This is a genomic window from Pseudarthrobacter sp. CCNWLW207 (assembly GCF_037203945.1).
Lineage (GTDB): Bacteria > Actinomycetota > Actinomycetes > Actinomycetales > Micrococcaceae > Arthrobacter.
Window position 1 is genome coordinate 234,876 of sequence record NZ_JBBCBS010000005.1, and the last position, 25,249, is coordinate 260,124.

Sequence of the window (25,249 nt, forward strand, 5' to 3'; positions counted from 1 at the left end):
GGGTATTTGCCTGAGTACAGAAAGCCGCTAGTTGGCGGAAATCTGACGCAGGACGTACTGCAGGATGCCGCCGTTGCGGTAGTAGTCGGCTTCGCCCGGGGTATCAATGCGCAGGACGGCATCGAAGGACTTGGCGGTGCCGTCCTCAGCGGTGGCGGTCACCTTAAGGGTCTTGGGCGTGAAGCCCTCGTTTAGCCCGGTGACGCCTTCCACCGCAAAAACCTCAGTGCCCGTCAGGCCCAGGGTTGCTGCGCTTTCTCCGGCCGGGTACTGCAGGGGCAGGACGCCCATGCCGATCAGGTTGGAGCGGTGGATGCGCTCGTAGCTTTCGGCGATGACAGCCTTGACGCCCAGGAGCGCGGTGCCCTTGGCTGCCCAGTCACGGGACGAGCCGGAGCCGTACTCCTTGCCTGCCAGGACCACCAGCGGGATGCCGGCTGCCTGGTAGTTCTGGGCGGCGTCGTAAACGTAGGCCTGCGGGCCGTCAGCCTGGGTGAAGTCGCGGGTGAAACCACCCTCGACGCCGTCCAGGATCTGGTTCTTGATGCGGATGTTCGCGAACGTGCCGCGGATCATGACTTCGTGGTTTCCACGGCGTGAACCGTAGGAGTTGAAGTCCTTGCGCTCCACACCGTTGGCCAGGAGGTACTGGCCGGCCGGGGTGTCCGACTTGAAGGAGCCGGCCGGGGAGATGTGGTCAGTAGTGACCGAATCGCCCAGCTTCAGCAGCACGCGTGCACCGGAGATGTCCTGGACGGGCTCCGGCTGGGCCTTCATGCCCTCGAAGTACGGGGGCTTCCGGACGTAGGTGGACTTCGGGTCCCAGGCGAACGTGTCGCCGGCGGGGGTGTCGAGAGCCTTCCAGCGGTCGTCGCCGTCGAAGACACCCTCGTAGCCGCGGGCGAACATGTCCTTGTCGATCGAGGAATCGATGACCTGCTGGACCTCGACCGGGTTGGGCCAGATGTCCTTCAGGAAAACGTCGTTGCCGGCCTCGTCCTTGCCCAGGGAATCGGTGTCGAAGTCGAAGTCCATGGAACCGGCCAGGGCGTAGGCGATGACCAGCGGCGGGGAGGCCAGGTAGTTCATCTTCACGTCCGGGTTGATCCGGCCTTCGAAGTTGCGGTTGCCGGAGAGCACCGCAGTCACCGAGAGGTCGTTGGCCTGGATGGCCTCGGAAATTTCGGCGTCCAGCGGGCCGGAGTTGCCGATGCAGGTGGCGCAGCCATAGCCCACGATGTAGAAGCCGAGCTTCTCCAGGTACGGGGTCAGGCCGGACTTCTCGTAGTAGTCGGTGACGACCTTGGAGCCGGGAGCAACAGAGGTCTTGACCCACGGCTTGGACGTCAGGCCCTTGTCAACGGCGTTGCGTGCCAGCAGTGCGGCGGCAAGCATGACGGAGGGGTTGGACGTGTTGGTGCAGGACGTGATGGAGGCGATGGAAACTGCTCCGTGGTCCAGCTCGAACTCGCGGCCGTCTTCGGTCTTGATGTGGACCGGGTTGGACGGGCGTCCGTTGGCGCCGTTCGCGGCGGAGACCACGCGTGCGGTTTCCGTGGTGTGGGAATCAGCGTGCGTGAACGATGGCGCATCCGAGGCCGGGAAGGACTCTTCCAGGGACTCGTCCACGCTGCCGTCTTCGATGGCCACGTAGTTGTGGATGTCCTTGCGGAACTGCTCCTTGGCATCGGTCAGCTCAATGCGGTCCTGGGGACGCTTGGGGCCGGAGATGGAGGGAACAACCGTGGACAGGTCCAGCTCGAGGTACTCGGAGAACTTGATCTCACGCGACGGATCGTGCCAGAGGCCCTGTTCCTTGGCGTAGGACTCCACGAGCGCCACGTTTTCGTCCGAGCGGCCGGTGAGGCGCAGGTAGTCCAATGTGACGTCGTCGATCGGGAACATTGCGGCGGTGGAACCGAATTCCGGGCTCATGTTGCCGATGGTGGCGCGGTTGGCCAGCGGCACCGCGGCGACACCCTCGCCGTAGAATTCCACGAACTTGCCCACAACACCGTGCTTGCGCAGCTGCTCGGTGATGGTCAGCACGACGTCGGTGGCGGTGGCTCCGGCCGGGATGGACCCGGTCAGCTTGAAGCCGACGACGCGCGGGATGAGCATCGAGACGGGCTGGCCCAGCATGGCCGCTTCGGCTTCAATGCCGCCAACGCCCCAGCCCAGGACACCCAGGCCGTTGACCATGGTGGTGTGCGAGTCAGTGCCCACGCAGGTGTCGGGGTAGGCGCGCAGGGCACCGTCCACCTCGCGGGTCATGACCGTGCGGGCCAGGTATTCGATGTTGACCTGGTGCACAATGCCGGTTCCCGGGGGAACAACCTTGAAGTCATCGAAGGCGGTCTGGCCCCAGCGGAGGAACTGGTAACGCTCGCCGTTCCGCTGGTATTCGATCTCCATGTTGCGCTCCAGTGCGCCGGAGTTACCGAAAGCATCGATCTGCACGGAGTGGTCGATGACCATCTCTGCAGGAGCGAGGGGGTTGACCCGCTTGGGGTCGCCACCGAGCTCCTTGACCGCTTCACGCATCGTCGCCAGGTCAACCACGCAGGGAACACCGGTGAAGTCCTGCATGATCACCCGTGCAGGCGTGAACTGGATTTCTGTATCTGGCTGGGCATCAGGATCCCAGCCTGCCAAGGCACGAACGTGATCGGCAGTGATGTTCGCGCCGTCCTCGGTCCTCAACAGGTTTTCAAGCAATACCTTGAGGCTGAACGGAAGGTTTTCTGCACCTTCAACGGAGTTCAACCGGAAAATTTCGTATTCGGTTCCGGCTACATTAAGTTTGCCTTTTGAACCGAAGCTGTCCACAGTGCTCATCGCAGGACTCCTCTCGCAACAGTTTCATCTTTGTCGCGCGGTTGACCGCTTGCTAGTTAGGCAGGCCTAATTAGTGCGTGCCCGCAAAAATTACATGGGGTCACCCGTGAATACGGAGCGCGACGTGGGACTACTAAGGGCCATAGTAGTCCAAATAACTGCGGCGTCAGCGGCTCGGCACCAGTAAAGCCACCGTCTCCAGGTGGTGGGTGTGCGGGTACAAGTCCAGGGCGCGCAGCCCCGCCAGCGACCATCCTCCCTGCTGGAAGTAACCCACGTCACGGGCGAAGGATGCAGGGTCACACGACACATAGGCAATGGCCCGCGGACTCGCGGCCATCAGTTGGCCTACGACGGCCTTGCCTGCACCGGCACGTGGCGGGTCCAGCACCAGGGCATCAAAATTGCGTGGTTTCTGGCGGAGGATGCGTTCCACCCGCCCTTGGGCAATCTCCACCTGCGGCGCCCCGTGCAGGTTCTTTCGGGCGTCCTTGCTGGTGCCGGGAGCGCCTTCCACCGACAGTACAGAGCCTGTTTCGCCCACCGCATCAGCCAACGGCGCCGTGAAAAGTCCGGCGCCTGCATAGAGATCTGCCACCACGGAACCGGGCGAAAGGAAGCCACCGTCGTGCAGGAATCGTGTGACGGCCCCCACAAGTGCTTCGGGCGCGTCGCGGTGGATCTGCCAGAAGCCGGCGCCGGTGACCCGGTATTCGTGCCCCGCGGCGGATTCCTGCACCCAGGTGCGTCCCCGCAACTGCTGGACGTCGTCCGTGAGCGGATCGAAGGTGGCCACCGAGACATCCTCCGGAAGCTGGGCGGCAATGGCGCTCAGCCGCTTTGGCTTCGTCCCGGGAGCCGGGGCAAGCAGCACCAGGGGACGTGAACCGTTGGCCGGTGCGGCCACCTCCACGCGCTCGATCCCCTGCAGGTCAATATTCCACAGCCGCAGCCGGTTGATGCCGGCAGAGGCGAGCGGCATCTCCCGCAGCGCAATGATGTGGTCGGAGCGGTGGGCGTGCATGCCCAGTTTTCCGGCAGCGGTGACCGAGAAACTGGCCCGCGTCCGCCACCCGAGGCCAGTGTCGGCGTCGTACGTTGGGTCCGCCCCCGCACTGTTCCCTGCCACCGCCTCAACGGTGACCTCACCGCCCGGGAACTGGCCGACGGCGGCGAGCCGCTGAAGCTGTTCGGTCAGGACTGCGGCCTTCAGGCTTCGCTGGCGTTCCAGCGCTATATGGCCGAACTCGGCGCCGCCCACCGGCGGGTGGCCGTGGGTCCAGGCGCGTCGGGAGTCGGCCGCGTGCCAGAAGTGCTCCACCCGGTCCGGGGACGCCTCGAGGACTTCCACCGCGTCGGCGCGCCAGAATTTGGCTGCTTCACCGGCGTCGGTCAGCCGGGCGCGGACTTTTTCGCCGGGGATGGCGTGCCGCACGAAGATCACCCTGCCCTCATGCCGGGCCACGCAGTGGCCGCCGTGGGCCACAGGGCCGACGTCGAGCACCAGTTCCTTAACCTCGGTAGTGGAAGGGAACTGGGTCTGGGTATGCGAGCTCATTGGATATCCTGCAGGTTCTTGGCTTCTTCGGATGATTTCAGCTGCCACGGAACACTGGCCACCATCACGCCGGGTTCGAAGTGCAGCCGGGTCTTGATGCGCAGCGCAGTCTGGTTGTGGACGAGTTGTTCCCACCATTTGCCCACGACATATTCAGGGATGTAGACCACGATGAGGTCGCGGGGGGAATCGCGCCGCATGTTTTTGACGTACTCCATGATGGGCGTGATGGTCTCCCGGTACGGGCTTGCCAGCACGGTCAGCGGGACGGGGATGTCCAGCTTTTCCCAGTCGGCCACGGTGTGGGCGGTTTCCTCGGCGTTGATGTCCACGGTAATGGCGTCAAGCCTCGACGGCCGCGACGCTCTGGCGTAGGCCAGCGCACGGAGCACGGGCTTGCGCACATGGGATACCAGCAGGACGGCGTGGACCCGGGACGGCAGGGCCCGCGGCGAGGAATCCTCATCCACGGCCAGTTCCTTGGCCACGTTGTCATAGTGTGCGCGGATGCTCCACATGATCAGGAACAGGACAAACATGGCCAGCAGCGCGATCCAGGCGCCCTGCTCGAACTTGGTGATGAGGACGATGACCAGCACCAGGGCTGTCATGCCAAAGCCGATGCTGTTGATGGTCCGCGACTTCGCCATCCGCAGCCGGACGGTCTTGTCCTTGGCGAGCTTGAGCTGCCTCCCCCAGTGCCTGATCATGCCCAGCTGGCTGAGCGTGAACGAGATAAAGACGCCCACGATGTAGAGCTGGATCAGCTTGGTGACATCGGCGTTGAAGGCGATGATCAGCACCAGCGCACCGGCCGCCAGGGCCAGGACACCGTTACTGAATGCCAGCCGGTCTCCCCTGGTCCGCAGCTGGCGGGGCAGGTAGCCGTCCTGAGCCAGGATGGAGCCGAGGACCGGAAATCCGTTGAAAGCGGTGTTCGAGGCAAACACCAGGATCACGCCGGTGGCGGCCACCACAATAAAGAAGGGGATGGACCCAGGCCCGAAGATGGTCTGCGCGATTTGGCTGATGGCCGGGCTCTGGATGTAGCCTTCCGGCAGCGGCTTGCCGTCCAAGAGAAACTCCGTGGCCGGGTCAAGCACAATGTGGACCTTCGTGGCATTGGCCAGGTAGATAATTCCGGCAAGCATGGAAGCCCCGATAACACCGAGCAGCAGCAAGGTGGTGGCGGCGTTCTTGCTCTTGGGCACCTTGAAGTTGGGCACGCCGTTGCTGATCGCTTCCACGCCAGTGAGCGCCGCGGCGCCGGAGGAGAACGCCCGCAGCAGCAGGAACGCGCCGGCCAGGCCCACTAGCCCTTCATCAAAACCGGGGGCGGGGACAATCGTGAATCCCGCGGAGGGCGCTTCACGCAGCTGGCCGGTGGCGGCCTGGAAGATGCCCACCGCCGTCATGCCCAGGATCGAGGCCATGAAGATATATGTGGGGACGGCGAAGAGGGTGCCGGCCTCCTTGACTCCGCGGAGATTGACCAGGGCAAGGATGACGACGCCGATGGTGGCGAAGAGCGCCTGTTGCCCGTGCAGGGAAGGCACAGCCGTGGTCAGGTAGGTGGCGGCCGAGGACATGGAGACGGCCACGGTCAGGACATAGTCCACCAGCAGCGCCGACGCCACCGTTAGGCCGGCGAACTTGCCGAGGTTTTCGTTGGCGATTTCGTAGTCGCCGCCGCCGGACGGGTAGGCGTGCACGTTTTGGCGGTAAGACGCCACCACAGTCAAGAGCACCACCATGACCGCGAGGCCCACCCACGGCGAGAATGCCACTGCACTGACGCCGGCGAGGGCAAGGGTCAGGAGGATTTCATCCGGCGCGTACGCAACGGAGGACAGGGCGTCGGAGGCAAAGACCGGAAGGGCGATCCGTTTGGGGAGCAGGGTGTGGGCGAGCCTGTCGTTCCTGAAGGGCCGGCCCACCAGCACCCTTTTTATGGCGTTCAGCATTGTCAACACGTTTGTTCCTTGAGACTACTCACGACGCCCCACTTCTGTTGAGCACTAGAGCAACCTTACGACACTGCCGTCAGACCGGATCAGGGCCCAGACGCACCGTAGGCATCCACACAAACCCGCGGCAGTCCAGTCATAGCGCAACAGGCGGTCACCGGCCTAGACCACACGCGTCCGTCGGCTGCTATAGCCAATGATTTTGGCGGCGATAAGGGCTTCAAAGCGGCACTTGCCAGCAATTTGATTTGAATAAGGTACACCAGGGTGTGCGCCGCGGCATGGCAGGAAAAGATCAGCCGCCGACGTGCCGGCGAAACCCCGGAATCGCCCGTGCCGTGCACGTGAAAGCCAGGAAACAGGGTGTTTTTTCTCACTGTTCGACGCCTTGCACCCGCCAACGGCCGGTCAATAGCGTGGCCACCACCCACCGGACAAACGAAGGACCGCCTTGAGAACAGCACCTGTTACGACGGAAACTTTTCACGATCCCGGCAGCAAGGACGGAGGAACGGGTTCCCCTGGTCCACGGCCCCGCCGGGCTGCCGGCGGGCGGTTTGCTGACGCACTGCGGTACGACCTCCCGGCGTCGCTGGTGGTTTTCCTGGTGGCGGTGCCCCTTTCCCTGGGCATAGCGGCCGCCTCGGGCGCGCCCATCATGGCCGGCCTGATCGCCGCCGCGGTGGGCGGCATCGTGGCCGGAAGCCTGGGCGGCTCGCCGCTCCAGGTAAGCGGACCCGCCGCCGGCCTGACGGTGATTGTGGCCGGACTTGTTGACCAGTTCGGCTGGCCGGCCACGTGTGCCATCACCGCCGTGGCCGGAGTGCTGCAGGCACTGCTGGGCCTGGCACGGTTCGGACGGGTGGCCCTGGCAATTGCCCCCGTGGTGGTCCATGCGATGCTGGCCGGCATTGGCATCACCATCGTGCTCCAGCAGTTCCACGTGCTGCTGGGAGCCGGCTCTGCCAGTTCAGCCCTCGGAAACATCGCCGCCATCCCCGCCAGCGTGGTTGCCGCCGAATTTGCCGCTGCCGGGCTCGGCATCACCGTCATCGGAACGCTGCTCCTCTGGCGGCGCATGCCTGAGCCGGTGCGCCGCGTCCCCGGCCCGTTGGTGGCGGTCATCGCCGCCACGGCCCTCTCACTTCCCTTCGGCGTAGACCGGATCACCTTCAGCGGATCCCTGACGGATTCCCTGTCCCTGCCGCAGCTGCCCGCGGGAAACTGGTCCGCCGCGGTCATTGGCGCCGTCACTATCGCCCTGATCGCGAGCGTGGAATCCCTGCTCTCGGCCGTGGCAGTTGACAAGATGCATCACGGCCCGCGGACCAACTTCAACCGGGAACTCATGGGCCAGGGCGCCGCCAACGTGACGTCAGGGTTGCTGGGCGGTATGCCGGTGACGGGAGTGATCGTCCGCAGCGCCACCAACCTGGAGGCCGGGGCACGGACCCGGTCCTCGGCGGTGTTGCATGGTGTCTGGGTGCTTGTCTTTTCCCTCCTGCTGGCGGGACTGATCCAACTGATCCCCGAATCCGTCCTCGCCGGACTGCTGATCATCGTCGGGGCCCGGCTGGTACGTCCGGCGGACATCCGCACCGCCCGCCGGACCGGCGACCTGCTCGTCTACGCGGTGACCCTCTCCATCGTTGTGTTCGCCAACCTGCTGGTGGGCGTGCTGACCGGGCTGCTGCTGGCCATTGCACTGGTGCTGTGGCGGATAGCGCGGGCTACCGTCAGCGCCTTCCCGGAATCAGGGTCCGACGGCGCCTGGCGCGTCGTCATCGACGGTTCGTGCAGCTTTCTGTCGCTGCCCCGGCTCAGCGCTGTCCTCGCCGCTGTCCCCGCCGGCACGAAGGTGACTCTGGAGCTGGATGTTGATTACCTGGACCACCCCGTCCAGGACGCGCTGGACGCCTGGCAGACCCGCCATGTGGCCACCGGCGGTTCCGTCACCGTGCAGGAGCACGGCACTGCAAGCCTGGACGATGCCCACGCTTCAGCGCCCTGCCGTGGGGACGCCCGGTCCGCCCTTCGCAGCGGGTTCGCACCGTGGAGCGCCTGGCAGGCACGGACGTCAACTCCTCCCAGCCCGGAGGGCGATGATGCGCCGGCGCTGCAGCCCATCATGGCCGGCGTCGAAAACTACCACCGCCGGACCGCAGGCCTGCTTCAGCCGCATGTGGGCGAACTGGCCACCTACCAGGACCCGTCCACACTCTTCCTGACCTGCGCGGACTCACGCGTGGTACCCAACGTAATCACCAGCAGCGGCCCGGGAGACCTGTTCACTGTCCGCAACGTGGGGAACGTCGTGGGCAGTCCGGGAACCGACGCGGCAACCGACGCCGCACTGGAGTTCGCGGTGGGCAAACTGTCCGTCGAGACCCTGGTGGTGTGCGGCCACAGCGGCTGCGGTGCGATGACGGCGTCGCTGGACGGAGGAACTGGCCGCCAGGCGACAGGGCCAATCGACGTGTGGCTTGAACACACCCGGGCCAGCCTGCTGGCCTTCCGCGGCGGCCACCCGGTGCAGCGGGCGGCAGCGGAGGCGGGCTTCAATCCCGTGGATCAGCTGGCCATGGTCAACGTCGCCGTGCAGCTCGAGCGGCTGCAGGACCACCCCTCGGTGGCAGGGGCCCTGAAGTCCGGCGCCGTCCAGCTCACCGGCCTGTTCTATGACATCCCCACGGCCCGCGTCCTCCAGGTCACCGCGGAAGGAATCGGCCACCTGCACCCGCTGCCACAGCGGCTCCGGACCGGGGACCCAGTGGCGTCTGGCTAGCCCGCCCGTGCCTGTGACGCCCCGTGCGGAACGATCGCGGTGCCCGTGCCGGTAGAGTTCTAGCAGCAGTAACGGGCAAGGAGAAGTTGAGGAGATACGGGTGGCGCATTTCGTGATCATGGGATGTGGCCGGGTGGGGGCAACGCTGGCGCACACACTCGAGGATGCGGGCCATTCCGTGGCCATCATCGACCAGGATGACCGCGCTTTCCGCAGGCTCCGGCAGGGCTTCACGGGCCGGAAAGTCACCGGCGTGGGGTTCGACAGGGACACCCTGAAGCAGGCCGGGGTTGCCGAAGCGTATGCCTTCGCAGCAGTGTCCAGCGGCGACAACTCCAACATCCTTGCCACGCGCGTTGCCCGCGAGACGTTCCATGTCCCGCACGTGGTGGCCCGGATCTACGATCCCGGCCGCGCGGAGATCTATCAACGGCTCGGTATTCCCACGGTCGCGGCCGTGCGCTGGAGCGCGGACCAGGTCCTGCGGCGCATCCTTCCCGAACAGCACCTCGCCGGCGATTTCCGCGAACCGTCGGGCCGCCTGGTCTTGGCGGAACTGGACCTCGACGCCGGCTGGATCGGGCACCGGATCAGTGAGATCGAGAAGGCCGCTGAAATCCGGGTCGCCTACCTCACCCGGTTCGGTGAGGGCATCCTTCCCGAACCCGGCATGGCCTACCAGGACGGCGACACTGTCCACGCCATGCTGCTGGTGGACCGGAGCCCACAGGTCGCCCACATTCTGGCCAAAGCACCCGCCAAGGAGTTGTAGTGAAAGTCGTCATCGTGGGCGCCGGCAGTGTCGGCTCATCAATCGCCAGGGAGTTGCTGGCGCACAAGCATGAAATCCTGCTCATCGACCTCAAACCGGAGGTCATTGGGCGCAGCGGACTCCGCGGTGCGCACTGGCTGGTGGGCGACGCCTGCGAGCTCAGTACGCTGCAGGGCGCCAAAGTGGAAGACGCCGACGTCGTGGTTTCAGCCACCGGCGACGACAAGGTCAACCTTGTGGTGTCCCTCCTGGCCAAAACCGAGTTTGGCGTCGGCCGCACCGTGGGCCGGGTCAACAATCCCAAGAACGACTGGATGTTCAACGATTCCTGGGGAGTGGACGTGGCCGTCAACACTCCGCAGCTGATGACCGCCCTGGTGGAAGAGGCAGTGGAGATCGGCGACCTCGTCCGGCTGCTTACGCTCCAGACCGGGGTGTCATCGATCGTGGAGTTCACGGTTCCGCACGATTCCCACGCCATCGGATTGACCGTGGGCGAGATCCGCTGGCCCGAGGACTCCACGCTCGTGGCCATCCTGCGGGACCACGCGCCGATCACCCCCAGTCGCGATGACGTGATCGACGGCGGAGACGAACTGTTCTTTGTTACCACTATCGCGGCCGAGGACGAGCTGCGCGCGCTGCTCTCTGCTGAACCGGCCGAGGGCTCCGACGACGGCGACCGCCCCGCCCAGCCGGCGGAAGCTCAGGTTCCGGAGGACGACGGCTTCGAGGGCTGAGTTCCGGCGCCCGCCGGGACAGGCCGCGTGACCAACCAGGCAATCCAGACACCCAGGATATACAGCGGCGCACCCATGATGAGCCGGGTCGTGGCCAGGGCCGTGAGCCCTTCACCGCCCAGGAGGTACAGGGGAACCTGCACGATCAGCCGCAACGCAAGGACAGCGACGATGATCCAGGTCCCCAGCCGGTAGGCCTTCAGGCGGGATGGGTCCTTGCGCCAGTCAAAGCCTTCGTTGCGGATCAAGCCGAACAGAAGCCCCGCAATGGGCCACTTGACGAAGATCGACACCATCATGGCCACGATGTAAGCCGCATTGGTGATGAATCCGGGAAGGTAGAAGTCTTCGGCCTTACCTGTGGTGTTGGCTAGCCAGGCTGAGATTCCCACACCCACCACACCGGCAAGGGCCTGGGTCAGGGGCCGCCGCTGGACCAGGCGCACCACAGTGAAAACTGCTGCAGAGGCCAGGGCTGCCACCAGCGACGGGGTGAGGTCGCGGGTAATGGTGAAGGAGATCAGGAAAACCAGTCCGGGGACAATGCTCTCCGCTATCCCCTGGACACCGCCGGCGCTGCGCAAAACGTCGATCCGGCCATCGTGGGTACGGTGCAGGCCGGCTTTGGCCGCGTAACCCTCTGCGAGCATTGCCATCGTTGGCGGCTCCTGAGCCGGCTCGGAAGGCTTCTCTGGCTGCTGGGGCGCGGTCATTCGTTCTCCTGGCGGGACAGTATTTCATAGCGTGGGTTGAACATCGTGGGCAGGCCCTGGCTGTGTGTCAGCATGCCTTCAAGCCGGACTTCGGTCCCGGCGTCGATGCCCGGAACCCGGCGGCGGCCGAGCCAGATGACGCGAAGGCGGCCTTTCGCTGGCTGGGTGCCCGCCCTGGGGCCTTCCGAATCAGTGACGATGGCCGTGAACGCCGCTGTCTGGTCGGCCGGGACATAGGTGACCGATTCGATGTAGCCGTGGCACACCACACGGCCCTTGTCCGGGAGTTCGCTGACGGGTACTCCGGCTCCCCGGAGCGGGGATGTGGCACCCTGAGGGGAATCAGCCAATCTGTGTAATCTCCGGGCCGCGTTCGGGTTCCTGCAGCGCAGGAGCGCCCGACGGCGGCGTCGTGCTGGCGTCCTTGGGCAGGCGAAGTTGGAGGAGGTCGCGAGGCGGCATGGGGCTGTCGCCGCGGATCACCACGATCTTTCGGAACAGGGCTTCCAAGGGTGCTGCGGCGTCACGGTCCATGGCTGCGGCACCGCCGAGGACTCCGCGCAGGAACCAGCGCGGGCCGTCAATGCCCACGAAGCGGGCCACCCGGTAACCTTGGCTTCCGTCCGGGGCGCCTGCTGGAAGTTTTGCCACCAGCTCAGTGCCGAACTGGCCTTGGACCTCCTCGACCTGACCGCCCTGGCTTCCCACGGACTGGCCGATCTGTTCCCGGATCTCGTCCCAGAGACCCTCGGACTTGGGAGCCGCGAACGCCTGAAGCTGCAGGCTTGAACCGTTCAGGTCCATGGTCACGGCCACCACCCGCTGGGTGGCTTCTTCAACTTCAAGACGGAGCTGGAGCCCCTCGCTGGGTGCGATGAGGAGCGCGCCCAGGTCCACATAGCCGTCGCGGCTGGCGATTTCGGAGATATCAAAAGGCCCGGTGACGCTGCGGCCGGACGCGTCCGTTGCCTCGTCCGCGGACTCCTCCGGCGAGGCCGGTGCATCCGGTTCGGCTTCTTGTTCCTTTTTGGCTTTCCTGCCGAGCCCAAAAACCATGGGTCGTCTCCTTAGTTGTGAATGTGCCTGGCCGGCGGTCCCGCCGTCAACCCTGGGTGCTGCCGTATTCGATCCGTGCCGACTGGCGGCCGCGCGTACCGGTGGCGCTGAAAACCGGTCCTCCTGCGGCAGGGCGTCAGGCAGTGGGAGGGGTGAATCCGCCGGTAGAGCCGAACCCGCCGGCACCCCGGACTGACCCATCCAGTTCATCGACGCGGACGAATTGTGCGTACTCCACCCGTTGGATGACCATTTGTGCAATTCTATCGCCGCGACGCAGTTCGATGTCCTGCGTCAGGTCCGTATTCAGGAGGGTCACGGAGATTTCGCCGCGGTAGCCCGCATCCACGGTACCGGGTGCGTTGACGATGGTCAGCCCGTGCTTGGTGGCCAGGCCGGAGCGCGGATGGATGAGCGCAACGAAGCCGTCAGGCAAGGAAATGGACACCCCGGTGGGAACCAGTTTCCGCTCCCCCGGCCGCAGGACCACGTCCTCACGGGCGCGGAGGTCCGCGCCGGCGTCGCCCGGGTGAGCGTAGGAGGGGGCCTCCAGGCCGGCGTCGAGCATTTTCAGCTGTACCTGCAGCGTGGGGGCACCGAGCAATGCGGGGGCCCGGGATTCGGAAGCGGTTTCTACCGTGGCAAGTTCGTCAGTCACAGTCACTCACTCTAACGCCCGCCTGCTTATTCGGCCTAGCTTGGGCGGTTCCGGGCCAAGATGAAATAGCCACCCAAAGATGGAAAGCTGGGGGCATGCCCGAATCAAGCTCCGCCGTGCCGGTTCCCAACAGCCCCTCCGCCAGTCCATCGGTTGTTTTCCGGGAGAAACTGTGGCCAACGCCGTGGGTTTGGATCATAGTGGCCGGCATCGCCGGAGCCGGAATCCTGGTGTTCGCCCCCATCAGTGCAGCCGCCGGGTACACCGCGGCAGCAGTCCTGTTCGGCATCATGGCGGTCCTGCTGGTGCTCTCCACCCCTACCATCACGGTTACCCAGGACGCCCTAACGGTCGGACGCGCGACAATCGAACGCCGGTTCGTCGGCAGCGTGCAGCCGTTCCGGGCCAAGGAAGCGACGGCCGAGCGGGGCACCCGGCTCAACGGGCTGGCCTATCTCTGCATCAGGGGCTGGATCGACCCCGTGGTCAGGATCGAAATCACCGACCCGTCCGACCGGACCCCGTACTGGCTCACGTCCACGAGGCGCCCCGAAGAACTTACAGCGGCCCTGTCCGGCAAGTAGCGGTTGCCCGCCGGCAACGGTCCGCGGCGTCGGTTCCCGGATCAGCCTTCGCACTCCACACAGTAGAACCGGCCGTCCTTTTCCCTGGCGATCTGTGACCGGTGCCGGACCAGGAAGCAGGACGAACAGGTAAACTCGTCGGCCTGCGCGGGGACCACCTGGACCATGAGTTCTTCGCCCGAAAGATCAGCCCCGGGGAGTTCGTAGCCAGCGGCCAGATCGCTCTCGTCCTCCTCCACCACCGCCGTGGGCTTGTCCGAGCGCCGGGTCTTCAGTTCCTCAAGGGAGTCCTCGCTGAGGTCTTCTTCGGACTTGCGCGGCGCATCATAATCGGTGGCCATTTCCTCTTAACCTCGCTCCAGTTCCGGTGGCCGGTTTGCCACCTGCATAACGCTGGACTGTATGCGTTTGTGCCCTGCGTGGGGCACATCTTTCCGCAAGACGGAGCTAAAAGCCATAGTCTGCTTCGGCCCCTCTCCAGGCCGGCCAGAACGGCGGTGGCTTCGCCCGCCGTTTCCGGGAGAGGCCCGGAAACGCCCGGAATATCGCGGCGCGCCCTAGCTCTTGACCCAAAAAGGGACTGCCGGGTGGCAGAGTTTCGATTGATAGTAATGCCAGGGTGGAGGATTTGTATGCAGGATCTACGGCTTGTAGGCGTACACGACGACGGGGAGCATCTCCTGTTGAGCGGAGCCGGCGGCGAGATGTTCCAGCTGCCGATCGATGAAGCATTGCGGGCGGCCAGCCGGTCGTCGGCCAAGGCAGCATCCGCCGTGCCGCCCGTTGCCATGTCCCCGCGGGATATCCAGGCGAGAATCCGCAGCGGCGCAACCGCCGCGGACGTGGCGGAGCTTTCCGGCCTGCCCCTGGCCAAGGTTGAGCGGTATGAGGGGCCCGTTCTTGCCGAGCGCGAGTACGTCGCCCAGCAGGCCCGGAAAATCGAGGTGGCTTCCCCTTCCCCCGGTCATGATGCTTACCGTTCTGCTTTTGGCGACAACCCGGCGTCGCTGGACGACATGGTGGCGCACCGGCTCAGGGCGCACGGCATCGAACCGTCGTCAGTCGAGTGGGACTCGTGGCGGCGCCCTGACGGCAGCTGGACTGTTGCTGCCCGTTTCGAAGCAAAAAAGGATGGCACAGCCGGCATCGGCGAGGAACCCCCGGCCCTGTGGACGTTCAGCCCCGCGCGCAAGTCCCTGCAGAACGCCAACCGCTGGGCCCAGCAACTCAGTGAACTTGAGCCCCTCGACGGCCTTGTCCCTGCGCGGCGGCTGACAGCCGTTTCGGACCGGCCCTTTGATTTTGAGACAGACGCTGAAGCGGCCGCACGCCATTCCGGCGGCGTGCACACCGGCCCTACGGCTGTCCCGCAGCCTGGCAAGGATGCTGACGGGCTGCTGGACATGCTCCGTTCCCGCCGCGGCCAGCGGCTTGGTGTGGATGAGGACGCCGATGACGCTTTGGCCCTGCTCCTCACGCACGGCGTACCGGCAGCCCACCCGAGGCCGTCCGAGGTCCCGCCTGAACCGGAGCAGCACGAGGCTGCTCCCTCCGGACCGGGCTCGGAGCCGGACGCCCCGGCTGCGCAGGCCGATCCCCTCACGCGCAGGCGCGACGCCAGGCCCTCCATGTTGTCCCGGCTGAGCCTGATTCCCCTGCACAACAAAGACGAAGACGACGGCGATGACGTGCTGAAACTGCACGACGGCGTGAGCACGGAAACCCGCGAAGTCACCATCGTCGCGTCCCCGGCCCGCCCTTCGGAGGCTGCTCCTCCTGCAGCGCCGGCGCAGAATCCAGCGCACACAGGGGCCAGCTTTGGCCTTGAGGAACTGCTGGGCGGCCGGAACCACCGACGCGCCCATGACGAGTCCGCTCCAGCCGGCCGTGCCGACCGCGATGCGGAGGTTCCCGAAAGGCAGCCATCCAAGCCAAAACGCTCCAGCATTCCGAGCTGGGACGAGATCGTTTTCGGGACCAGGGGCGACTAACTCGCGGTTCCGCCTGAACCGCGCCACAGGCAGGCGTCCGTCTCGAACGGCAGCAACTGGTCCTGCTGGGCCATGATGTTGGCTCCGTGGGCAGTGACCCGCCGCATGTAGTGCCGGCGGCACAGCGTTTCGTAACCCACAACCGGCAGCTGGCCTTCGGTACCGGCCGCGACAGGGTCCAGTGCCATGTCCACATCGCCCACCACCACCTGGGCACCCTCCATCACCATGACGCCGTCCACCGTGCGTGCGTTGTGTGTTGCGCGCCGTCCGCACCAACACAGCGCCTCCACCTGCAGGACCTGAACCCGGTCGGCGAGTTCGATCAGCCGTTGGGAGCCGGGAAAAAGCCTCGTGCGGAAATCTGCGGTGATCCCAAAAGCAAAAACGTCGACGTCGATCTCGTCGACGAGCCGAGCCAACTGTTCCACCTGCAGGGGCGAATAGAACTGAGCTTCATCACAGATCAGGTAGTCCACCCGCTGTCCGCGCGTGCGCCGCGCGACCACCTCGTCCCAGAAGTCGGTGTGGTCCGTGACCTCCACGGCGTCGGTTTCCAGGCCGAGCCTGCTGGAGATCCGGGAGCCGCCGGCGCGGTCGTTGCGGCTGAACCTGATTCCGCCGCGTCCGCGGGCACGGTGGTTGTAGTCCATCTGCAGCGCGAGTGTGGATTTGCCACAGTCCATGGTCCCCGAGAAGAACACCAGCTCAGCCACGTCCGGCCTTTCTGCCTTCGGCAGTGAAGCACAGCAGCGGGACTTCGCGTTCGGCTTTGGTCAGCGAGCCGTGCTGGCCCACTACCTCCATGGCAGCCGGCCTGACCCGACGCTTGTCATACAGCGCCAGGGCGTCCCGCGCCGCGATCATGACGTCTCCGATCCGCGGTCCGACGGCGGGACGCAGGGCACCGAACAGTCCGCCGGCCACCGCCTCTTCGCGGGTGAATGCCCAGATCCTGTCGCCGAACCGGTTCCGCCAGGCATCCAGGAGGCGGTCGCGCCCCGCGCCGTCGACGTCATCTTCCAAGTAGAGGTGAACCATCCTCGGCTCCCCCGCCGTGTGCCGCACGCCGGCGATGAGGGCGGGATCCGCCGCGTAGTCGATCCGCTGCTGCGGCGGGACGTCAAGCATGCCGTGGTCGGCGGTGAGCAGGACGGTTGTTCCGGCAGGAAGGGAGGCGTTGAGTCGCTTGACGGTCGCGTCCAGCTCCTCGAGCTGGTGTTCCCATTGTTCTGACTGGCAACCGTACCGGTGGCCCGCCTTATCGAGATCGTTGACGTAAAAGTACATCAGGGCAGGTGCTGCTGCCGCCATGGCTTCGGCGGCCGAGCCCGTCCGGGCATGGGAGGTTGTGCCGGAGATGAAGCGGCCGCCACGGAGGGCTGCCTGGGTCATCGGCGAGTTACCAAACTGCGGCAGGCTGACCGTCGTTACGTCGACGAACGCGGCGGCCTGCTCGAAAACAGTGGGGAATGGCTGCCAGGTGAGCGGGTCAACGCCGGCGTCCCAGTTCCCGAGCATGTTGACCACTTTGTCCTGGTCCGCGTCCAGGACGTCATAGCCCACCATCCCGTGCTGGCCCGGAGCCAGCCCGGTTCCGAAACTGGCCAGTGCCGCTGCGGTGGTGGATGGAAAAGTGGAGTCCAGCCAGACGGGGACTGAGCCCTGCCCGTTCTGCATCACGGACCGCAGGAACGGTGTGTGGGCAGACTTTTGCTTCAGCAGGTTCCGGCCCAGTCCGTCGGCCAGGACCACGCAAACCCGTGACGACGGCGGCAGGTCCAGTGTGTTGGCGAACCCGTCCACGCCCAGGCTTGCCGCGGCGCTGGTGAGCACGTCCGCGATGGAGCGCTGGCCGAAGGCGGGAGCGTGCGGCAGGGTGGCCGTGCCTGCTTTTTCGGCCGGGGGTGGAGGGACTGCAGTTTTCCCGTGGCCGGGCATCAGCGCTGCTGGTGACCGCGGCTGAGGCGGTTTCCGAAGACGCCGGCACGCGACCGGGGCTGCATGGACTGCGCGGCGTGCAGGACCGGCGAGGTGGACCCAGTGTTGACGGCCCGCAGTGCACGGGCGAAGAGCTTGGCGTCCTGAACGGCCTGGAGTCCGTCTGCTTCGGCGCTGATCCGCAGCACGATGTCCTCCTGGGCGATAGTGCCGCTGTAGCCGTGGTCGGCCTCGCACTGCGGGTCCCCGCAGCTGGCCGGGCCCATGTCCAGCCGCTGCCCGCCGGACCAGGCGATGGCCAAGGTCAGCTCGCGCACGGGATCGGAGGGCTTGTAGTTCTGCGGCTGCGCATACATGTAGCTGAGCACCACAGAGCGGATCTGGGCCACGGGGACGGATTCGGTGGAGATCTGCGCGACAATTTGTTCACCGGCTTCGTCCAGCTGCTGGTCGTCCACATGGGTGATCACCAGCATGTCGGAAGTGAGGACCAGGACCGTGATGTGGCGCCGGACTTCGGCCCGGTCAAAGTGCGTCTCCAGGTGCACCAGGTGGGCTACGCAGTCGCGGCCGTCCAGGGCGTCGTCAACGACGTCGGCCACCAGCCGCGGGTAGAAGCCGGCCTTTTGGAGGGCACCGTCGAGGCTCTGCCCCTGGGCGCTGTGGCTGTGTGAGCTGTGGGGTCGGGTGGCCTGGTTGTCATTGCCGGGCGGTTGAGGCGTCGACGTGGGAGGCTGTGAGCTCATTCCCCCATTTTCACAGATCGGCCGGGGACTTGCTAACTGCGGTCAGCCCAGCATGGCACGGCGGGCGCTGTCCGTACGCTGTGCCGCGTTCCCGATCCGGACGTCCGCCGCAAGGATTGCCACGCCCTGCGTTCCGCACAGCACCGGGTTGAATTCGACGAGGGATATCTCCGGGTGGTTGTCCTTCATCCACGCCACCCGGCCGGCGAGTTCCTCCAGGGCTCCCACATCCACCGCGGGAAGGCCCTGGTAGCCGAAGAGCTTGCGGGCCGCCCGGGGGCTGCGGATGAAGTCTTTGACGTCGGCAGCGGACAGCGGCGGCACCCGGTGGGCCCAGTCGTCCAGCAGGTTGACGGCGTCGCCGGCCAGGCCGAAGGAGATCACCGGGCCCAGCAGCGGGTCCTCGATGGCCCGGAAGGTGCACGCCTGTCCCACGGGTGCCATGGACTGCACCTCCAGTGAGGGCGCGCCATAGGGTGCCAGCGAGCGCCGCATCTGCTCGATGTTCCGGCGCAGCGATTCGGCGTCCTCGATGTCCAGGCGCACGCCGCCCAGGTCAAGACGGTGCCGGAGTCCGGGGTCGGTGGTTTTGACGGCTACGGGCCACCCCAGCGCCTCCGCGGCGTCAACGGCCTGGTCAGCTGTTTCAAATCCGAGGGAGGGCAGGACTCGGATCCCGTAATAAGCCAGAAGGGAAGCGGCTTCAGCCTGGTTGAGCTGTTTGAGTTGCTCACCGTGGACATCGGCGAGCAGTTCATCCAGGCTTGCACGCGCCCCCTCCGGATCGCATCCCACGGGTTCCACGAAATGGCCTTGGTCGCGCGCAACCCATTCGGCATACCTGACCACGGCGGCGAGCGCGGCCACAGCCGCCCCGGGATTGGAAAAGCACGGTATGGCCGGTGCCTCGCCCACCATGCCTTCCACATAGATGGAGGGGTCCAGGATTCCCGTGAATGCGGCCACTACGGGTTTCCCGGCTTCAGCGGCACATTCGGCCAGCACCCCGGCGATGTTCTCCACGGTGAGGCCCCGGGCCGGAAGGAGGGCCGCCACAACAGCGTGGACGTGCTCCGAAGCCAGGGTGTCCTGGAGGCTGCGCCGGAGAGCAGGCAGGGCAAGGGACATGCCGGCGTCAAGGTCCAGGCCGGTTACGAGGGAGCCCACGCCCAGGCCATTGGCCATGGCACTGTCGGCCACCACTTTGCCCAATGCCTGCGAATTGCTGAGGATGGCCAGTTCCGGGCCTGCCGGCAGTGGCTGCCCCGCCACGATCTGCGCCACATCCATCAGCTGCTCGATGGTCTCCACCCTGATGACGCCTGACTGGCGCATCATGGCATCCAATGCTCCGGAAGGGGCCTGGGTGGTGCGGACGGCGTGCCCGGGCGGGAGGCGCAGGCCCATGGACTCGGACTTGGCCACAATCACCGGCTTGGTGCGGGCAAGCCTCCGGGCCAGGCGGGAGAACTTCCGGGGATTCCCGATCGATTCCAGGTAGAGCGCCACCGCGGTGGTGTCGGCGTCGGCCTCCCAGAACTGCATCATGTCGTTCCCGGAGACGTCCGCCCGGTTTCCTGCCGACAGGAAGGTGGAGAGGCCCATCCGCCGCCGGCTGGACGCGGCGTAGAGTGACACCCCGATGGCGGCTGACTGGCTGAAGAGGCCCAGGCCGCCGCGCCGCGGCAGGGTGGGGGCCATGGACGCGTTCAGCGATACGTCCGGGTGGGTGTTGACGATGCCCAGTGACGCGGGGCCGATGACGCGCATCCCGTTCGCCCGCGCCTTCCGGACAAGCTCGCGCTGCCGGGCGAGGCCACGTTCGCCGTCGTCCGCGAAGCCTGCAGAGGCGACCACCACGCCCTTGACGCCGGCAGCGGCACACTCGTCCACCACGGTGGAAACTTCCTCATACGGGACGGCGATGACCGCAAGCTGCACCGGACCGGGTACCTCGGCCATCCGGCCGAAGGAAAGCATGCCGGCGAGCTCCAGCGCTTCGGGATTGATGGCGTAGACGGGACCGGTGAAGCCGCCTTCGATGATGTGCTCCAGCAGCTGGTAGCCCACGGTCCCCCATTTGCGGCTGGCACCGACCACGGCAATGGACGACGGCGTCAGCAGGTCGCGCACGCTCCTCGCCTCGGCACGGTGCTCGCGTGATTCCATCACGGCCCGGGACTTGTCCGTGGGCCCGATGTTGAACTCGAGGCTGACCACGCCGTCGTCGAAGTGGCGTTTGACGTCGTAACCGGCGTCGGAGAAGACCATCAGCATTTTCCGGTTTTCCGGGAGCACTTCGGCGCTGAACCGGCGGATCCCGTTTTCCTGGGCGGCAGCTGCGAGGTGTTCGAGCAGGATCGAGCCGATGCCCCGGCCCTGGTGCGCGTCGGCGATGTTGAAGGCGACCTCGGCCTCGGTAGGGTCATCAAGCCTGTCGTAGCGCCCGATCCCGATGATTTCGCCGCCGATGGTGATCACGAACGCCACCCGGTCCTTGTAGTCCACCTCCGTGAAGCGCTTGAGCTCCTTGCTGGAGAGCCTGGCTTTGAAGGCAAAGAAACGCATGTAGATAGAGTCCTGGGACTGGCCTGTATGGAAGGCCTGCACGGCGTCGGCATCGGCCGGATGGATGGGCCTCAGATGCGCTGTTCCGCCGTCCCGCAGGACGACATCGGCTTCCCAATATTCCGGATATACGCCGTCCCCGGGCTGATCCACCATAGGCTTAGCCTAGCCAAAAACTCCCGCGGCACACCCCGGTGCCGCCAATCAGTGCAAAGACCAGTACCCCAGAAGGATTTACCAGCCCCATGGCCCGCCGCCAAAGTCCAGCCCCAGCAGTGGATTCCAGCTCCGATTACACCGAGCACATCGTGGACATCGACGTCACGTCCGAGATGGAAGGCTCCTTCCTGGAGTACGCCTATTCGGTGATTTACTCCCGGGCCCTGCCTGACGCCCGCGACGGCCTGAAGCCGGTGCAGCGCCGGATCCTGTACATGATGAGCGAGATGGGCCTCCGCCCGGACCGCGGCCACGTCAAGAGCGCCCGTGTTGTGGGCGAGGTGATGGGCAAGCTGCACCCGCACGGCGATACCGCCATCTACGACGCCATGGTTCGCATGGCCCAGGACTTTTCGCTGCGCCTGCCCCTCATTGACGGGCACGGCAACTTTGGCTCGCTCGACGACGGCCCGGCAGCCCCGCGGTATACCGAGGCCAGGCTCGCGGCGGCAGCGCTGACCCTGACGGACCACCTCGACGAAGACGTGGTGGATTTCGTCCCCAACTATGACAACCAGCTGACCCAGCCAGACGTGCTTCCTGCCGCGTTCCCGAACCTGCTGGTCAACGGAGCCACCGGCATCGCAGTGGGGATGGCCACCAACATGGCCCCGCACAACCTCGTGGAGGTGATCTCCGCGGCGCGGCACCTGATTGCCCACCCTGACGCCACGCTGGATGACCTGATGCGTTTTGTACCCGGCCCGGACCTTCCCACGGGCGGCCGGATCGTTGGCCTGGACGGCATCCGCGATGCCTACGCCACCGGCCGTGGATCGTTCAAGACCCGGGCGAAGGTGGAGATTGAACAGCTCTCCGCACGGCGAACGGGCCTGGTGGTCACGGAACTGCCCTACATGGTGGGGCCGGAAAAGGTGATCGAGAAGATCAAGGACGCCGTCAACGGCAAGAAGCTGACCGGGATCAGCGACATCGTTGACCTGACCGACCGAAAGCACGGGCTGCGCCTGGTCATCGAGCTCAAGAACGGGTTCAACCCCAATGCCGTGCTCCAGCAGCTCTACCGGTACTCCCCGATGGAAGACTCCTTCGGCATCAACAACGTGACCCTCGTGGACGGCCAGCCGCAGACGTTGGGCCTGGTGGCGTTGCTGTCGGTCTATGTGGGGCACCGGATCGACGTCGTCCGCCGCCGCACTGTGTTCCGGCTCGGCAAGAAGAAAGACCGCCTGCACCTGGTGGAGGGCTTGCTGGTGGCCATCGTCGATATAGACGAGGTCATCCAGATCATCCGATCCTCCGACGAAGCCGCGGCTGCCCGGGTACGGCTGATGTCCATCTACGACCTCTCCGAGATCCAGGCCAACTACATCCTGGAGCTGCGGCTGCGCCAGCTGACCAAGTACTCCCGGATCGAGCTGGAGAAGGAACAGGACGAACTGCGCCGCGAGATCGCGGAACTGGAGGCCATCCTCGGCTCCGAGGAGCGGCTGCGCGAACTGGTTTCCACTGAACTGGGCGAAATCGCCGAAAAGTACGGCACGCCCCGGCGGACCGTGCTGCTTGAGTCCGAGGCCGTCTCCCCCACGGTGGCCGCTGCATTGGCTGCACCCAATGGCAAGGGCAAGGCGGCGCCACTGGCCCTGGAAATCGCCGATGATCCCTGCTGGGCGATCCTGACGGCGTCCGGGCAGATCGCCCGCACGTCCAACCAGGAGCCGCTCGCGGAATCGGGTCCGCGGTCGAAGCACGACGTCTTTTTGTCGGTCGTCAAAACCTCGGCCCGCGGAGAAATTGCCGCCGTGACGTCGCAGGGACGGATGCTTCGGCTGCAGGTCATGGACATGCCGGTCCTGCCCCCGATGTCCGGCCTGCCGAACCTCGCCGGCGGAGTCCAGGCCCGGGAGTTCATCACCTTGCTCAAGGGCGAATCCCTGGTGGCATTCGCTCCCCTGGACCAGGTCCTGGCCGTCGGCACTGCCCAGGGCGTGGTGAAGCGCGTCCAGCCCGATTACCCCCTGAACCGGGAGGACTGGGAGATCATTGCCCTCAAGGATAAGGACCAGGTGGTGGGTGTTGCGCCCGCCGCGTCCGAGGAGGAGGACCTGGTATTCCTGACCCGCCAGGCCCAACTGCTCCGCTTCGGAGCCGGGACGGTCCGCCCGCAGGGCAGGACGGCCGGCGGAATGGCCGGCATCAAACTGGCTTCCGGTGACCAGGTGGTGTTCTTCGGCGCGGTGGCGCCCGGGGACGACGACGCCGTGGTGGTCACCATCGCCGGAACGAACGGAGCGCTGCCCGGAACGGCACCCGGCGCAGCGAAGGTGACGGCTTTCGCCGAGTACCCTGCCAAGGGCCGCGCCACCGCCGGGGTCCGGGCGCACCGGTTCCTCAAGGGTGAAGACACACTGCTCCTTGGCTGGGCAGGACACGGTCCGGCGAAGGCATCGTCGTCGTCCGGCGTGGCCCGTTCCCTGCCGCAGGAGCACGGCAGGCGGGATGGTTCGGGCATCCCGCTGTCCCAGCCAGTTGATGTGGTGGGTCCTGCCATGGCCTGGCCGGATCCGGCCTAGACTGCTGCCATGGTTATCGTTCCCGATGTCAAAGACTGGACCTGGGTCCTTTCCCGGCCGTGCCCGGAATGCTCCTTCGACGCCTCCACCGTTACACCGGCCACGGTTCCCGGCACGGTGCAGAATATGCTTCCCCGGTGGCGGGCAGTGCTCCGCCGCCCTGACGTGGCCGACCGCCCGGACGAGGCCACGTGGTCCCCGCTCGAGTACGCATGCCATGTCCGCGACGTCTTCACCCTCTTTGACCAGCGGCTGAATCTCATGCTCGACGCCGATGACGCCCGGTTCGAAAACTGGGACCAGGACCAGACCGCCGTCGAGAAGGATTATGCGAACGCCGACCCGGCGGTCGTCAGTGCAGAGCTGACCGCGGAAGGCGAACAGGTCGCCGAGTCCTTTGCCGGCGTCAGGCAGGCAGAGTGGGGCCGTAAAGGCCTGCGCAGCAACGGCTCGGAGTTCACGGTACTGACACTCGCGCAGTACTTCCTGCACGACGTCGTCCACCACCTCCACGATGTGGACGGCTGAGCGGGCTTAAACCTCTTTGTCCCACGCCATGCTGGTGTTGACCGGCCGGTAGCCCATCTTGGTGTAGAGGGCCAGCGCGCCCGTGGGGTTTTCCGAATCGACGTCCAGGGAGGCCACGTCCATGCCGGCGTCGGTGAAACGGCGCATGGCGTCGGCGAGGAGGGCCTGGGCGATCCCCCGCCCGCGGTATTCGCGCCGGACACCGAGCAGTTCCGTATACCCCTCGCGGATGCCGCGTTGGACGGCGATGTCGGGGTCGTGGCTTGCCAGCTGGTAGCCCGCCACTTGCCCGGTGCTGCTGTCGAGGACCACCGTGCTCAGGTCGGGACGGGCCTGCGGGTGGTTCACCGTGAAATTCCAGGACTCCTCGTCCCGCGGCTCGCTTCCCCAGTGGTCGCGGAACGCGTCGTTGTGCGCCAGGCGGACCGGCTCGTGGAGGCCCGGCACCATGCCGGCCAGTTCCAGGCCGTTGCCGAGGACGTTCCCCGGCAACGGCTGGTTGAGTGGCCGGTGCATTTCATTGAAGTAGCGGACCACGGCATACCCCGACGACTCAAGCAGCCTTCCCTGGTGGTGGTGCTGCTCTTCGGTGCCAATCCTCAACAATGGCACTTGCCGGGTTCCGTCGTCGGGAAGGTCCGCGGCGAAACGTCGCCGGGTGCGTTCCTCCAGCCAGCCAAGCAGCGCCCTGCCTATCCCGCGGCGCTGCCAGTCCGGGTCCACGCAGCCGAAGCCATGGGCTTTCCCAGCCCCCGGGTTGCGGGAGATCCGCGCATAGGCCCGGGGAACGCCGTCGTCATCCAGGCCCAGCACCGTGTTCTCGGCTGGCGGGTTTTTCCGGGATTCCACCTGTTGCTGCAGGTCAGCCTCCCGCTCGAACCAGACGGGATTCTCCACGGCGGCAGTCCGCGCAATCAGGGCCGCCCAGGCCGGTACGTCGGATGCTGTTGCCGGCCGCCACCGGAGCCCCGGAAAGTCCACTGTGAGTTCCTGGTTCATTGGAACAGGCTAACCCAGGGATGTTGCGCGTGAAGCCAGCCTCCCAGCCGAT

At 65.9% G+C, this 25,249-nt stretch carries 20 protein-coding genes; 7 read left to right on the forward strand and 13 right to left on the reverse strand.

The annotated features are described in order from the left end of the window. Window positions 1–27: 27 nt before the first annotated feature. From acnA to V9L17_RS10865, 3 genes are all read right to left on the reverse strand, one after another. Window positions 28–2,838 carry an aconitate hydratase AcnA gene (gene acnA / locus V9L17_RS10855; RefSeq protein WP_337347811.1) on the reverse strand — a complete coding sequence of 937 codons (2,811 nt, stop codon included), beginning with the start codon at window positions 2,836–2,838 and terminating at the stop codon, window positions 28–30. 166 nt (window positions 2,839–3,004) lie between these two features. Continuing rightward, the gene (locus V9L17_RS10860; protein WP_337351439.1) at window positions 3,005–4,396 is read right to left on the reverse strand and encodes a class I SAM-dependent RNA methyltransferase; all 1,392 of its coding nucleotides are present in this window, start codon (window positions 4,394–4,396) and stop codon (window positions 3,005–3,007) included. Beyond that, window positions 4,393–6,360, reverse strand: a complete 1,968-nt coding sequence (locus V9L17_RS10865; protein WP_337351522.1) for an APC family permease — start codon at window positions 6,358–6,360, stop codon at window positions 4,393–4,395. Before V9L17_RS10865 ends, V9L17_RS10860 begins: the two co-directional genes overlap by 4 nt. 454 nt (window positions 6,361–6,814) lie before the next feature. On the opposite strand from V9L17_RS10865, the gene V9L17_RS10870 reads away from it, so the two are divergent. The 3 genes from V9L17_RS10870 to V9L17_RS10880 all read left to right on the forward strand — a co-directional run bounded on the left by V9L17_RS10870 (window position 6,815) and on the right by V9L17_RS10880 (window position 10,660). Beyond that, entirely contained in the window at window positions 6,815–9,148 is a 2,334-nt protein-coding gene (locus V9L17_RS10870) for a SulP family inorganic anion transporter (RefSeq protein ID WP_443198027.1), read from the forward strand. 100 nt (window positions 9,149–9,248) lie between these two features. Then, on the forward strand, window positions 9,249–9,920 hold the full coding sequence (locus tag V9L17_RS10875; RefSeq protein ID WP_337351440.1) for a potassium channel family protein: 672 nt from the start codon (window positions 9,249–9,251) through the stop codon (window positions 9,918–9,920). Continuing rightward, complete coding sequence (locus V9L17_RS10880; protein WP_337351441.1) at window positions 9,920–10,660, forward strand: potassium channel family protein; 741 nt, start codon at window positions 9,920–9,922, stop codon at window positions 10,658–10,660. Before V9L17_RS10875 ends, V9L17_RS10880 begins: the two co-directional genes overlap by 1 nt. On the opposite strand, the gene V9L17_RS10885 is transcribed toward V9L17_RS10880, so the two are convergent. From V9L17_RS10885 to dut, 4 genes are all read right to left on the reverse strand, one after another. After that, the gene (locus V9L17_RS10885; protein WP_337347807.1) at window positions 10,627–11,373 is read right to left on the reverse strand and encodes a DUF3159 domain-containing protein; all 747 of its coding nucleotides are present in this window, start codon (window positions 11,371–11,373) and stop codon (window positions 10,627–10,629) included. The genes V9L17_RS10880 and V9L17_RS10885 overlap by 34 nt on opposite strands. Next, window positions 11,370–11,723, reverse strand: coding sequence for a hypothetical protein (locus V9L17_RS10890; RefSeq protein WP_337351442.1), 354 nt, complete (start codon window positions 11,721–11,723; stop codon window positions 11,370–11,372). Before V9L17_RS10890 ends, V9L17_RS10885 begins: the two co-directional genes overlap by 4 nt. Beyond that, window positions 11,716–12,429 carry a DUF3710 domain-containing protein gene (locus V9L17_RS10895; protein WP_337351443.1) on the reverse strand — a complete coding sequence of 238 codons (714 nt, stop codon included), beginning with the start codon at window positions 12,427–12,429 and terminating at the stop codon, window positions 11,716–11,718. The genes V9L17_RS10890 and V9L17_RS10895 overlap by 8 nt, the downstream gene beginning before the upstream one ends. Window positions 12,430–12,565: 136 nt before the next feature. Continuing rightward, window positions 12,566–13,087: a dUTP diphosphatase gene (dut, locus tag V9L17_RS10900; protein ID WP_337347804.1), complete on the reverse strand. Its 522-nt coding sequence runs from the start codon at window positions 13,085–13,087 to the stop codon at window positions 12,566–12,568. A gap of 95 nt (window positions 13,088–13,182) precedes the next feature. Between dut and V9L17_RS10905 the strand changes: the two genes are divergently transcribed. Then, window positions 13,183–13,671 carry a DUF3093 domain-containing protein gene (locus tag V9L17_RS10905; RefSeq protein ID WP_337347803.1) on the forward strand — a complete coding sequence of 163 codons (489 nt, stop codon included), beginning with the start codon at window positions 13,183–13,185 and terminating at the stop codon, window positions 13,669–13,671. Between the two features lie 41 nt (window positions 13,672–13,712). Here the strand turns inward: V9L17_RS10905 and V9L17_RS10910 are convergent, their stop codons facing one another. Then, entirely contained in the window at window positions 13,713–14,012 is a 300-nt protein-coding gene (locus tag V9L17_RS10910; protein WP_337347802.1) for a DUF4193 domain-containing protein, read from the reverse strand. Window positions 14,013–14,303: 291 nt separating this feature from the next. Here V9L17_RS10910 and sepH point away from each other — a divergent pair, with 291 nt between their 5' ends. Further along, window positions 14,304–15,662: a septation protein SepH gene (gene sepH, locus V9L17_RS10915; RefSeq protein WP_337351444.1), complete on the forward strand. Its 1,359-nt coding sequence runs from the start codon at window positions 14,304–14,306 to the stop codon at window positions 15,660–15,662. On the opposite strand, the gene V9L17_RS10920 is transcribed toward sepH, so the two are convergent. From V9L17_RS10920 to V9L17_RS10935, 4 genes are read right to left on the reverse strand one after another with little or no spacing between them, the layout of a single operon-like run. After that, window positions 15,659–16,378, reverse strand: coding sequence for a thymidine kinase (locus V9L17_RS10920; protein WP_337351445.1), 720 nt, complete (start codon window positions 16,376–16,378; stop codon window positions 15,659–15,661). The genes sepH and V9L17_RS10920 overlap by 4 nt on opposite strands. Continuing rightward, window positions 16,371–17,603 (reverse strand): alkaline phosphatase family protein, encoded by a 1,233-nt coding sequence (locus tag V9L17_RS10925; protein WP_337351446.1) that lies wholly within the window; start codon window positions 17,601–17,603, stop codon window positions 16,371–16,373. Before V9L17_RS10925 ends, V9L17_RS10920 begins: the two co-directional genes overlap by 8 nt. Next, window positions 17,603–18,349, reverse strand: coding sequence for a DUF5998 family protein (locus V9L17_RS10930; protein ID WP_337351447.1), 747 nt, complete (start codon window positions 18,347–18,349; stop codon window positions 17,603–17,605). The genes V9L17_RS10925 and V9L17_RS10930 overlap by 1 nt, the downstream gene beginning before the upstream one ends. 42 nt (window positions 18,350–18,391) lie before the next feature. After that, window positions 18,392–21,073 carry a bifunctional acetate--CoA ligase family protein/GNAT family N-acetyltransferase gene (locus tag V9L17_RS10935; RefSeq protein WP_337351448.1) on the reverse strand — a complete coding sequence of 894 codons (2,682 nt, stop codon included), beginning with the start codon at window positions 21,071–21,073 and terminating at the stop codon, window positions 18,392–18,394. Window positions 21,074–21,162: 89 nt separating this feature from the next. Here V9L17_RS10935 and V9L17_RS10940 point away from each other — a divergent pair, with 89 nt between their 5' ends. Both V9L17_RS10940 and V9L17_RS10945 read left to right on the forward strand, forming a co-directional pair. Further along, window positions 21,163–23,670: a DNA gyrase/topoisomerase IV subunit A gene (locus tag V9L17_RS10940; RefSeq protein ID WP_337351449.1), complete on the forward strand. Its 2,508-nt coding sequence runs from the start codon at window positions 21,163–21,165 to the stop codon at window positions 23,668–23,670. 9 nt (window positions 23,671–23,679) lie between these two features. After that, window positions 23,680–24,198, forward strand: coding sequence for a DinB family protein (locus V9L17_RS10945; RefSeq protein ID WP_337351450.1), 519 nt, complete (start codon window positions 23,680–23,682; stop codon window positions 24,196–24,198). A 6-nt stretch (window positions 24,199–24,204) separates the two neighbouring features. On the opposite strand, the gene V9L17_RS10950 is transcribed toward V9L17_RS10945, so the two are convergent. Then, entirely contained in the window at window positions 24,205–25,197 is a 993-nt protein-coding gene (locus tag V9L17_RS10950) for a GNAT family N-acetyltransferase (protein ID WP_337351451.1), read from the reverse strand. Window positions 25,198–25,249 lie beyond the last annotated feature (52 nt).

Bases quoted from the DNA above. Each gene is read 5' to 3' on its own strand.
- V9L17_RS10895 (WP_337351443.1), bottom strand. From the start codon at position 12,429: ATGGTTTTTGGGCTCGGCAGGAAAGCCAAAAAGGAACAAGAAGCCGAA.
- V9L17_RS10950 (WP_337351451.1), bottom strand. From the start codon at position 25,197: ATGAACCAGGAACTCACAGTGGACTTTCCGGGGCTCCGGTGGCGGCCG.
- V9L17_RS10935 (WP_337351448.1), bottom strand. From the start codon at position 21,073: ATGGTGGATCAGCCCGGGGACGGCGTATATCCGGAATATTGGGAAGCC.
- V9L17_RS10940 (WP_337351449.1), top strand. From the start codon at position 21,163: ATGGCCCGCCGCCAAAGTCCAGCCCCAGCAGTGGATTCCAGCTCCGAT.
- V9L17_RS10910 (WP_337347802.1), bottom strand. From the start codon at position 14,012: ATGGCCACCGATTATGATGCGCCGCGCAAGTCCGAAGAAGACCTCAGC.
- acnA (WP_337347811.1), bottom strand. From the start codon at position 2,838: ATGAGCACTGTGGACAGCTTCGGTTCAAAAGGCAAACTTAATGTAGCC.
- V9L17_RS10930 (WP_337351447.1), bottom strand. From the start codon at position 18,349: ATGAGCTCACAGCCTCCCACGTCGACGCCTCAACCGCCCGGCAATGAC.
- V9L17_RS10885 (WP_337347807.1), bottom strand. From the start codon at position 11,373: ATGACCGCGCCCCAGCAGCCAGAGAAGCCTTCCGAGCCGGCTCAGGAG.
- V9L17_RS10925 (WP_337351446.1), bottom strand. From the start codon at position 17,603: ATGCCCGGCCACGGGAAAACTGCAGTCCCTCCACCCCCGGCCGAAAAA.
- V9L17_RS10865 (WP_337351522.1), bottom strand. From the start codon at position 6,360: ATGCTGAACGCCATAAAAAGGGTGCTGGTGGGCCGGCCCTTCAGGAAC.
- V9L17_RS10860 (WP_337351439.1), bottom strand. From the start codon at position 4,396: ATGAGCTCGCATACCCAGACCCAGTTCCCTTCCACTACCGAGGTTAAG.
- V9L17_RS10905 (WP_337347803.1), top strand. From the start codon at position 13,183: ATGCCCGAATCAAGCTCCGCCGTGCCGGTTCCCAACAGCCCCTCCGCC.
- V9L17_RS10945 (WP_337351450.1), top strand. From the start codon at position 23,680: ATGGTTATCGTTCCCGATGTCAAAGACTGGACCTGGGTCCTTTCCCGG.
- sepH (WP_337351444.1), top strand. From the start codon at position 14,304: ATGCAGGATCTACGGCTTGTAGGCGTACACGACGACGGGGAGCATCTC.